General features: G+C 63.1%; 8 protein-coding genes. 4 read left to right on the forward strand and 4 right to left on the reverse strand.

Annotated elements, in window-relative coordinates:
* Positions 1 to 301: transposase (locus BLQ39_RS15135; RefSeq protein WP_143006494.1), on the forward strand; the 301-nt coding region annotated here is incomplete at its 5' end.
* Here BLQ39_RS15135 and BLQ39_RS15140 read toward each other — a convergent pair.
* Positions 298 to 1,200, reverse strand: a complete 903-nt coding sequence (locus BLQ39_RS15140) for an IS982 family transposase (protein WP_092325287.1) — start codon at positions 1,198 to 1,200, stop codon at positions 298 to 300. The two genes, BLQ39_RS15135 and BLQ39_RS15140, sit on opposite strands and share 4 nt — an antisense overlap.
* 307 nt (positions 1,201 to 1,507) lie before the next feature.
* Here BLQ39_RS15140 and BLQ39_RS15145 point away from each other — a divergent pair, with 307 nt between their 5' ends.
* Both BLQ39_RS15145 and BLQ39_RS15150 read left to right on the forward strand, forming a co-directional pair.
* A complete protein-coding gene (locus tag BLQ39_RS15145) occupies positions 1,508 to 3,856 on the forward strand; it encodes a DUF3320 domain-containing protein (protein ID WP_166784461.1) in 2,349 nt (782 codons plus the stop codon).
* A 201-nt stretch (positions 3,857 to 4,057) separates the two neighbouring features.
* Complete coding sequence (locus BLQ39_RS15150) at positions 4,058 to 5,905, forward strand: DUF262 domain-containing protein (RefSeq protein ID WP_092325291.1); 1,848 nt, start codon at positions 4,058 to 4,060, stop codon at positions 5,903 to 5,905.
* Positions 5,906 to 6,153: 248 nt separating this feature from the next.
* On the opposite strand, the gene BLQ39_RS15155 is transcribed toward BLQ39_RS15150, so the two are convergent.
* The gene (locus BLQ39_RS15155) at positions 6,154 to 6,402 is read right to left on the reverse strand and encodes a hypothetical protein (protein ID WP_092325293.1); all 249 of its coding nucleotides are present in this window, start codon (positions 6,400 to 6,402) and stop codon (positions 6,154 to 6,156) included.
* 145 nt (positions 6,403 to 6,547) lie between these two features.
* Between BLQ39_RS15155 and BLQ39_RS15160 the strand changes: the two genes are divergently transcribed.
* Positions 6,548 to 8,272, forward strand: coding sequence for a SulP family inorganic anion transporter (locus BLQ39_RS15160; protein WP_092325295.1), 1,725 nt, complete (start codon positions 6,548 to 6,550; stop codon positions 8,270 to 8,272).
* Between the two features lie 120 nt (positions 8,273 to 8,392).
* On the opposite strand, the gene BLQ39_RS15165 is transcribed toward BLQ39_RS15160, so the two are convergent.
* Both BLQ39_RS15165 and BLQ39_RS15170 read right to left on the reverse strand, forming a co-directional pair.
* Complete coding sequence (locus BLQ39_RS15165; RefSeq protein ID WP_092325297.1) at positions 8,393 to 9,556, reverse strand: globin domain-containing protein; 1,164 nt, start codon at positions 9,554 to 9,556, stop codon at positions 8,393 to 8,395.
* 105 nt (positions 9,557 to 9,661) lie between these two features.
* A complete protein-coding gene (locus BLQ39_RS15170; protein ID WP_092325299.1) occupies positions 9,662 to 10,111 on the reverse strand; it encodes an RrF2 family transcriptional regulator in 450 nt (149 codons plus the stop codon).
* Positions 10,112 to 10,253 lie beyond the last annotated feature (142 nt).

Here is a 10,253-nt window from a genome sequence, read left to right on the forward strand (position 1 = left end):
GGGCTACCCGTCGCGAGCCAACCGGGCCTATCTCGCCTCGCGCGGGATCAAGTCAACGATCCCCGACCGGGCCGACCAAAGGCAGAACCGAGCAAACAAGGGCTCGGCCGGCGGCCGACCGACCGAATTCGATGCCGAGATCTACAAGGGCCGCAATGTCGTCGAGCGCAGCTTCAACCGGCTCAAGAACTGGCGAGGAATCGCCATGCGCTCCGACAAGACGGCCCGCAACTACCAAGCCGGTATCACCCTTGCCGCCACGTTGATCTGGATCAACACCGACTTATTCAACACGGCCTAATGGTCGTAGGCGATCAGGGATCGTTTGTGGGGGGTTCCCAGGAGCCAGTTGTGCCAGATTCCGGCGGCGAGGGCGAGTAGTCGGCCGGCGACGCGGGAGTAAAGGCCCGGGATGGTGCGTCCGCCGTGGTCTTCGAGGGTGAGTTGGCCTTTGAGTGTGTCGAAGACGGACTCGACCCATTGGCGGATGCCGCCGAGTTTGCCGAAGCGTTTCTTCTCGTCTTTGCGGTCGGGGCGGATCAGATGTGCGCCGAGTTCTTCAGTAATGAACCCTTCAAACTTGCGCCCGGCGAAGCCTTTGTCACCGATGATGACCTGGCCGGGGTGCAGGAGATGGCGGTCGTGTCGGAGCATCGCTTCGGCGGCTTCGCGTTCACCGATTTTCGGGTTCGCGAGGCCCCAGATCACGGGCATTCCGTCCGGGGTGCAGATCAGATAGAGGCGGAATCCCCAGAAGTAGCGGGAGTGTGAGGCGCAGTATCCGTAGCCGGCGTGCCCGGCCAGATCGGATCGTTTCACCGTCTCCCGTGATTTTCCGCAGGGCACCGGGGTGGAGTCGATCAGCCGCGTGATCTCGCCCCAGGACGGGGTATCCCGGGCGAGTTCTGTGATCACCGCGGAGAGCAGCCCGGTGGCTTGGCGGACTCGTTTGCCCCACCCGGATTGTTGGGGCAGATTCGGGAACATGCTCTTCAGGTGCGTGTTCGCGTAGCGGATCCATTTTCGGTCCGAGGCGATGCCGAGCAAGTGTTGGGCGACGACGAGGCAGAGCAGCTCAATGTCGGTCAGGGCCGGCGGGCGCCCGGGCCGGCCCCGTCTCGAAAACCCCAGCGCGGGGATGATCCGATCGTCTAGATGGACGTAAAGTGTGGTCAGGAGGATGTTTAGATCTGTCTTCACAAACAGGGTTTAACACCCTCCGCCCTCGATTAACAGCGTCCACGCGGCCAACCGCCTAATAGGACTCAATCATCTAGCGGTTCGACGGGTCTGCGCCATCGGCCTTGCCAAGGGGGGTAGGGATGGGGCTCCTCCTCTGACCGAAAAGCAGTTCCAGGGACTCTCGACCTCCTACGGGCCTTCCGCTCTTCGAAAGTTTGGAGACGACTGGAATCGGGCCCGAACCGCGATCACAAGTGCATTCGCTTCTGACCGCCAGGACCAACTCGGAGAGGAACTCGCCGATTTCGAGTCCGCCAGGATGCTCTTGAACGACTTGGCCTCGGACGTTGACGGCCCAACCAGTTGGTTTGATGCCGCCGCCGCGCAATCAGCTCTGGTGACCCTCGGCTTTGGTGCCGGTGTGACCTACGCGCTCTCGCATCAGCTTCCCTCCGAAAGCCTGGTTTCATTCCTTTCCAAGTCCGCATACGAGCACTGGGCCGATCACTATCTCGGTGAGGACACACGTCTGCACCGTTTCCATGGGATGGACCGCTCGGAAGTCGTCGAGAACTATCGACGGCTGGACCGCGGTCTGATCGATGGCGCGGTGAGCACCATCATCACATCCGCTGTCGCGCGCCGTCCACGAGCCAACTACGGTCAGGCCAGCATCATCCGCCGAGAGGCAGAGAAGAAGAAGCGGCACATCCCCGTGCGCCAGCTCGTCGATCGTGCGCGGGACGTGATCCAAGCTATCCACCCATGCTTCATGATGAGTCCGCTCGCAGTCTCCCAGTATCTGCCCGCGGACCTCCACTTCGACGTCGTCATCTTTGACGAAGCGAGCCAGGTCACGCCAGGCGACGCGATCAACTGCATTTATCGTGGCAATGCCCTCATCGCAGCCGGCGACCAGCGTCAGCTGCCACCGATGTCGTTCTTCGCTGTTTCGGCTGTCGATGATGCCGACAGCGACGAGGAGAACCTCGCCACGGATTACGAGTCCATCCTGGACCTCATGAAATCGGCCGGACACTTCAACGCCTTGACGCTCCGCTGGCACTACCGCAGCCGTCACGAGCACCTCATCGCATACAGCAATGCCTCCTTCTACGACGGCAAACTCGTTACGTTCCCCGGCGCGATCGCTACGTCCGCCGACATGGGTGTCAAATACGTGCACGTCGACGGCGTATACCGGCGTTCGGCCGGTCAGGACAACCCTATTGAGGCGCAAGAGGTCGCCAAGAGAATCCTGCATCACTTCGAAACCAGACCAAACCTAAGTCTGGGCGTCGTCGCGTTTTCCGCGGCGCAACGGGACACGCTCGAGAACGCGCTCGAGATTGCGCGTGTCGACCGGCCGGAACTTGATCGCTTCTTCGAAGAAGACCGACAGGACGGCTTCTTCATCAAGAGCCTGGAATTTGTTCAGGGTGACGAGCGCGACGTCATCATCTTCTCCATCGGATACGGCCCAGACGAAGCCGGGAAGATCTACAAGAATTTCGGCGCGCTCAATCGTCAAGGCGGCGAACGCCGACTCAACGTGGCTATCACGCGTGCACGACAGCTGGTCGAAGTTGTCACGTCAATGTCGGCAGCGCAGATGGGAGAGGTCGGCAGCGAAGGCGCCCGTCACCTGCGCCGATATCTTGACTTTGCAGAACGAGGACCATCGGCCCTAAGCCTTGAACTCGGCGACGAGGGTCGGGGCACTGACTCGCCCTTCGAAGACTCTGTGATCGACGCAATCAGGAGCTGGGGCTATGAGGTCCAGCCACAGGTAGGCGTTTCCGGTTATCGAATCGACATCGGGGTCAAGCACCCGAACTACCCCGGCGCCTTCATGCTCGGCGTCGAATGCGATGGAGCCATGTATCACTCGTCGCGATCGGCGCGCGATCGTGACCGGCTTCGCCATGAGGTTCTCGAGGGCCTGGGTTGGAGAATCCACCACATCTGGGGCACGGGCTGGTACAGGAATCGCGAGAGGGAGCAGGCAACACTACGAGCACTGCTCAGTGAACTCGCCCTCCAACCCATGTCGGGCCGCACGGGTCCCGCCGAAAGCAAGAAGCGCTCAACCCCGATCGAGGTGCAGTTCGTGGACACCGTCTTCGACGAGGCCCCGACCTGGGCCATCCCGTATGCCAAGGCGACGCCCGATCGAATTCCCCAGTGGATGGACCTCTCTGACGCGCGCTACGCGCTGCAGCTCGTTGCCTTTGTCCGGGAAGTTGCAAACGCCGAGTCTCCCATTCACTTCGAGACTCTGTCGGCGCGATTGAGAGATGCCGCCGGGGTCGGTCGTGTTGGCAGCCGGATACGAAACACGCTGGTGCGGGCAATCCACTTCTCGAAAATCGATTTCGACGGGGACTTCCTCACAGTGGGCAGCGTGTCGGACGTTCGTGTTCGCATGCCATCGGATGGCGCGACGCGCGCCATCGAACACATTGCCCAATCGGAGCTGATGGAAGCAATCCGCGGCGTCGTTCAGGACGCCGGTGGCGCTCCACGGCCCGAGACCCTCGCAAGAGTCAGCCGACTTTTCGGCTGGCAACGCCAGACGTCTGGAATCACGATGAGGCTTGGTGGTCTCGTGGACCACCTCATCGCTTCAAACGAACTCGAAGAGACGGCCGCGGGCCTGCGCATGTCGCAGTGATCAACTGACGCCGACTGGAGCGGCTTGCGGTGGCCGCAGCGAATGAACGCTTTCAGAGTCTAAAACGTGCGCTCCGCGGAGATCGCAGCGCCAGCGAGCCGTGGAAACACCAGCTAGAGCACCCAACTACTGTGGAATTGCGGGCGTCCAGTCCGACAATGGCTCGCAAGCTCCTGAGGAATATCGAATGAAGAACAAGGAATGAAGAAGAAGATAGATGCCTTCGCCTACAGCATACGAGCGGTGCTCAAGGGCAATAAGTACTCCATCGACTACTACCAGCGCGAGTACAAATGGAAGACCAAGCAGATTGCGGAGCTGATAGCCGATCTCACCGCACGATTTTCCCAGGCTTATGACGTCACGCACACCCGAGAATCGGTGTTGGCGTATCCCCACTATTTTCTGGGTTCCATCGTCGTTAGTGACAAAGAAGGCACGCGGTTCATCGTGGATGGGCAGCAGCGTCTCACGAGCCTGACTCTGCTTCTGATGTATTTGCGTCGACTGCAAGCTGGAATGCCGGCCAGAGTCAATATCGACGAGCTCATCTACTCCGAAGCGTGGGGGATAGAGTCATTCAACTTGGACGTGGCCGAACGCGAACCCTGCATGCGCTCACTGTATGAAGATGCGTCCTTCGACCCGGAAGGAGCGAGCGAGTCAGTCGAGGCGATCTGGAATCGATTCGCGGACATCGAAGAGCTGTTCCCCAACGAACTCCGCGGAGACGCGCTCCCGTTATTCATTGACTGGCTGCAGCACTGCGTCCAAATCGTTCAAATCACGGCCTACGACGACGACGACGCCTACTCAATCTTCGAGACAATGAATGATCGGGGCCTGAATCTCACGCCGTCCGACATGCTGAAAGGCTACCTACTAGCGAACATCGGTGAAGGGCCCGCTCGAATCGCTGCAGGCGATTTGTGGAAGTCGCGCCTGGCCGGGCTGGCGGATCTCGGCAAAGAAGCAGACGCGGACTTCTTCAAGACGTGGTTCCGGAGTCAATACGCGAAGAAGATTCGAGAGCGCAAGCGGGATGCGATCCCGGAGGATTACGACAAGATCGGGACGGAGTTTCACCGCTGGTTGCGCCGGGACGCTGAGCTCGTCGGGCTCACCAGTCGTGCCGAGTTCGGGACCTTTGTGCAGCGAGACTTCGATTTCTATTCGAAGCAGTTCATCCGGATCTCAATCGCATCCACATCTCGTGACCCTAAGCCAGACCTTCCGTACATCGGCTTCAACAGCGACAACGGATTCACCCTCCAGTTCCAGCTCTTGATGGCCCCGCTCCGGCCACAAGACACCCCGACGGAAATCTCCACCAAGCTGATGCTCGTGTCACGATACGTGGACATCCTCCTTGCCTGGCGGCTGTGGAACAACCGCAGTATCGCTTATTCCACGATGCAGTACGCGATGTTCCTGGTCATGCGCGATATCCGAGGCATGGGCGTCGACGAGCTGGCTGCGCACTTGCACGGCGCTCTGTCGAAGGAATCAGAAACCTTTGCGAGTCTCGATCGACTCAAGCTTCACCAGCAGAATCGCCTTCAGCTGCATCGGATTCTGGCTCGGATAACTGACTACGTGGGCGTGCAATCTGGAGAGCCATCGCGCTACTTAGAGATGACAAACCAGATGACTACGCGCTACGAAGTCGAGCACATTTGGGCAGATCATCCAGAGAGGCATCTTGGCGAATTCGAGCACGCATACGACTTTGCCGAGCACCGCAATCTCATCGGAGACCTACTCCTCTTGCCGAAGAGTTTCAACGCAAGCTTTGGCGACCTGCCCTACGAGAAGAAGTTGCCGCACTACCTCTCACAGAATTTACTCGCTCGCTCCCTCCACCCTCAGTGCTACGAGCGGAACCCTGGGTTCGTTCGGTTCGTCCACGAGAATGGCTTGGACTTTCACCCGTATGACGAGTTCAAGGCTAGTTCCGTCCTTGAACGTGGCCAGCTGTATCAGGCGATCGCTCAGCAAGTCTGGAACCCCGATGACCTTCCAGCGATAGCCGCGGGTCTGCAGGCGTAAGGCCAGTCGGGCGGGATACGCTCCTATCGAGAATCACGGCACGTGCCCGCCTGATTTCCGCCTGAGAGTGATACACATCCCACCGGGAGACAAGCAGATGTGACACTAACCTCCACCATCGGTGGGCTGTCACACGCAGTTGATAGGCACAGTGTTGAGAAGCACAGTGTTGAGAAGCACAGTGTTGAGAAGCAAATAGGGCCGCCCGATGGGGTGGCCCTATTTTTTCGCGCTCACCTCACTCGCGCTCACCGCCGCCGGCGACGGCTCACCAGCAACCCGCCGAGGACCGCTCCGGCCAGCGTGAGCAAGGGCACGAGGTTCCACGAGAGCCCCTGCAGTTCCCTGCCGAGGCCGGTACTCGCTTCCAGCACCGGCGTGATCAGCACGTAGAAGGTGTATCCCACGCCGAAGCCGAGCGCGCCCCCGCCCAGCGCTCCCCAGATCCAGCCGAGGCCCGGGCCCCGTCGCGGCGATGCGGATGGTGTCTGATTCATCGTTCCCTACCCGGACTGAAGTGGCGCACGCGCGGAGCCTGACCTGAGCCTAGCTCCGGCGCACCCCGACAGCCAGGGCTTTGAGGCCGACGGTACACACGCGGCCCCCGCCATGGGCCAAGATAGAGGCCGTGAGACGAGCCGAATGACCGAGACGTGGCTGCGGAAAGTGCTGCCAGGGGTCGACACGGCCCTTCTCTACCGGCGCGCCTGGTTGCTGCCCGATCTCCGCGCGGGGCTCGTGCTCACCGCGCTGCTCATCCCGGTCGGTATCGGTTACGCCGAAGTCGCGGGGCTCCCGCCCGAGACTGGCCTGTACGCCACGATCATCCCCCTGCTCGCCTATGCCCTGTTCGGGCCGTCGCGGGTGCTGGTGCTCGGCCCCGATTCGGCCCTGGCGCCGATCATCGCGGCGGTGATCCTGCCCCTCGCCCTCGGCGACGACGTGCGCGCCGTCGCCCTGGCAGGGCTCCTGGCGATCATGGTCGGCCTGATCCTGATGCTCGGCGGAGTCCTGCGTCTCGGCTTCGTCACCGACCTGCTGTCGAAGCCCATCCGGGTGGGCTACCTCAACGCGCTCGCCCTGCTCGTGATCGTGTCGCAGCTGCCGGCGTTCCTCGGCTTCTCCGTCGCGTCAAAGTCGCCGTTTCGCGACGTGACCGCCATCGTCTCCGGTATCGCCGACGGCCGGGTCAACCCGACCGCGCTGTACTTCGGCCTCGGTTCGCTGGCCGTCATCCTCGTGCTGTCCTGGCGAAAGACGCGCATCCCCGGGATCCTGGCGGCGGTCGTGCTCGCAACGGCGCTGACGGCCATTCTCGGTCTGCAGGAGACCCTGCCCGTCGTCGGGGCGCTTCCCGGCGGGCTCCCGGCGCCGGCGTTCGGCGGCCTGGCGTGGGCGGATGTCGCGGCGCTGGTTGTCCCGGCCCTGGGGATCGCGCTGATCGCGTTCGCCGACACCGCCGTGCTCTCTCGCACGTTCGCGGCCCGCCGCGGTGAGAACGTCAACGGGAGCCGGGAAATGGCCGCCATCGGGACGTCGAATATCGCCGGCGGGCTGCTGGGCGGCTTCCCCATCTCGGCGTCATCGTCGCGCACGCCCGTCGCAGAGAAGGCGGGGTCACGCTCCCAACTCACCGGGGTGGTCGGGGCCGGGCTCATGGTGGTATTCATGCTGCTCACCCCCGGCCTCACCGGCTACCTGCCGTCGGCCGCCATCGCGGCTGTCGTCATGGTCGCCGCCGCCGGGCTGATCGACGTGAAGGGATTCTTCGCGCTCGTGCGGATGAACAAGGTCGATGCGTTCCTGTCACTCGCGGCCTTCCTCGGCGTGCTGGTGTTCGGCGTGATCGAGGGGATCGGCGTCGCGATCGTGCTGTCGCTCGGGGCCTTCGTCAGCCATGCCTGGCGGCCGTACCGGGCCGAGCTCGGCCGGATCAGGGGCATCCGGGGGTACCACGACCTGGCGCGGCACCCGGAGGGCGAACGGCTGCCCGGCATTGTGATCGTGCGCTTCGACGCGCCGCTGTTCTTCGCCAACGGGGGGATCTTCGACGATTACGTGCGAGCCACGGTCACCGCGGCGGACAGCGACGTGCACACGGTCATCCTCGCGGCCGAGCCCATTACCGACATCGACACGACGGCCGTAGAGGAACTGCTCGAACTCGACGATTTTCTCGCGTCCCGTGGCATCACGCTCATCTTCGCCGAGATGAAGGGTCCGGTGAAGGACCATTTGCGCGACTACGGGCTGACCCGGCGGTTTCCGCCCGAGCGGTTCGCACGCACCGTCGGGGAAGCCGTCGACGAGGCTACCGGCACGTTGCGCGGCGACCTCGAGGGGACCGAGTGGGACGGCGACGGCTGACGTGTGCCCGGCCGGAGATTTCGAGCTGCGCGGGTAGTACGCCGTTGCGCGGGTGGCGCAACTGCCGCGCAGCGGCGCACCACCCGCGCATCGTTCCGATGTCGTCGAACCGGCAGTGGGTTAGACGCTCGCGAGCCAGAGGTCAGGGCCGAAGATCTCGTAGTGAATGCGCTCGGCCGGCACGCCGGACTTCAGCGCCTGCGAGCGGAGGCTGCGCATGAACGGCAGTGGGCCGCAGAGGTAGACCGACGCGTTCTCGGGGATCGTCACGCCATCGAGGGACATGAAGCCCTCGTGGGCGCCGTCGCTCGGGATCTCGAGCCACAGTTCCAGCTCGGCGGCCTCCAGGAGTGCGACATCCTCGTTCATCTGGTCCCGCAGGGCCCAGCGCTCGAGGGTGCTCTCGGCGTGCAGCACGATCACCTCGCGCTTGGAATCGCTCTCGACGAGCGACCGCAGGATCGACGCGCTGGGAGTGCAGCCGATGCCGGCCGAGGCCAGGATCAGCGGGGTGTCACCCTCGGTGAGGGTGATGTCTCCGCACGGGTTGGACAGGATCAGGGTGTCGCCGATCTGCACGTCGCGGTGCAGGGCGGGGGAGACCTCGCCGTCGGCGTCCAGCTTGGTGGTGAAGACCCGGGTCGTAGCCGTTCCGGCCGAGAGCGAGTACTGGCGCACCTGGCGGATGCCGTCCGGCATCCCCACGGTGACGCTCACGTACTGGCCGGGCAGGGCGGGCGAAACGGGCGTGTCGTCGGCCGGCTCGAGAGTGAAGGTCAACGCGTCGGTGCCCGCGGCATCCTTGCCGATGACGGTCCACGGAGCCAGCGGCTTGTCGTTGGCGGCGCCGGCGTACAGGCCCTTCTCCAACTTGATCAGGGCGTGGGCCATGAGCCAGTAGACCTCGGTCCAGGCGCCGGCGATTTCGGCGGTGATCACGTCGCTCAGTTCGTCGGCGATGGCCTCGAAGAGGTACTTATAGACGACGTCGTACTGCTCGGGCTGGATGTCCAGGGAGACGTGCTTGTGGGCGATGCGGGAGAGCATGGCCTCCGGGGTGGTGTCCGGGTTGTTCACCAGGTAGGTCGCGAAGACGGCGATGCTGCCGGCCAGAGCCTGCTGCTGCGACCCGTTCTTCTGGTTCGAGCGGCTGAAGAGCCCGTCGAAGAGTTCCGGGTGGGCGGCGAACATCCGGGCGTAGAAGTTCTTCGCAATCGCCTGAATACGCTCGCCCACGAGGGGGAGAGTGGCTTCGATGAGGGGGAGGGACTGGGTCGAGAGCATGCGGTCTCCTTTGTTTCTGGGTGTCTCCCCAAAGTAGCATTTGAAATACTTATATACGGACGAGGGCCCGTTTCCCGCTGCATTGGACGGGGGGAAGTGAGGCGCTCAGCCCGGTGGGCGGAGGCCCAGGGTCAGGGAAACCGGCTGGTTCGACCGGTTCCGGGGGAGCGAGGAAATCACAATGTCGTCGAGTGCGGCGTAGAAGGCTTCCCGGGCGCGTCGCAGCGCCGTCCGCAGGCCGCAGCCGTCGATGAGCGGGCAGACGCCGTCGGGCGTTTCGCAGTCGGCGAGGTCGGCGCGGGTGTCGAGCTGCCGCAGGACCCAGCCGACCGTGGCCCGGCGTCCCGCGTCGCTGATCCGCACTCCGCCGGCGCGTCCGCGCACGGCCTCGACCAGCCCCAGCTCGCGAAGCTTGATGATGGCCTTGCTGACGTGGTTGTACGGTGTGCCGACCTGCGTCGCGATGTGTCTGGTGGTCTCCAGCGCGGATTCCGGGGCGGCGGAGAGGAGCATGACGATGCGCAGGCACACATCGGAGAAAGCATTGATCCTCATGGATACAGAGTAGAGGGCGCTGCTGTGCCTGCTAACCGCTGTGCCTGCTAGGCCGTGTTGAATAAGTCGGTGTTGATCCAGATCAACGTGGCGGCAAGGGTGATACCGGCTTGGTAGTTGCGGGCCGTCTTGTCGGAGCGCA

Source organism: Cryobacterium psychrotolerans, from assembly GCF_900101115.1.
GTDB lineage: Bacteria > Actinomycetota > Actinomycetes > Actinomycetales > Microbacteriaceae > Cryobacterium > Cryobacterium psychrotolerans.

What these genes read in the sequence shown, in the direction of transcription:
- BLQ39_RS15155 (WP_092325293.1), bottom strand. Translation starts at nt 6,402, where the DNA reads ATGAATCAGACACCATCCGCATCGCCGCGACGGGGCCCGGGCCTCGGC.
- BLQ39_RS15165 (WP_092325297.1), bottom strand. Translation starts at nt 9,556, where the DNA reads ATGCTCTCGACCCAGTCCCTCCCCCTCATCGAAGCCACTCTCCCCCTC.
- BLQ39_RS15170 (WP_092325299.1), bottom strand. Translation starts at nt 10,111, where the DNA reads ATGAGGATCAATGCTTTCTCCGATGTGTGCCTGCGCATCGTCATGCTC.
- BLQ39_RS15150 (WP_092325291.1), top strand. Translation starts at nt 4,058, where the DNA reads ATGAAGAAGAAGATAGATGCCTTCGCCTACAGCATACGAGCGGTGCTC.
- BLQ39_RS15160 (WP_092325295.1), top strand. Translation starts at nt 6,548, where the DNA reads ATGACCGAGACGTGGCTGCGGAAAGTGCTGCCAGGGGTCGACACGGCC.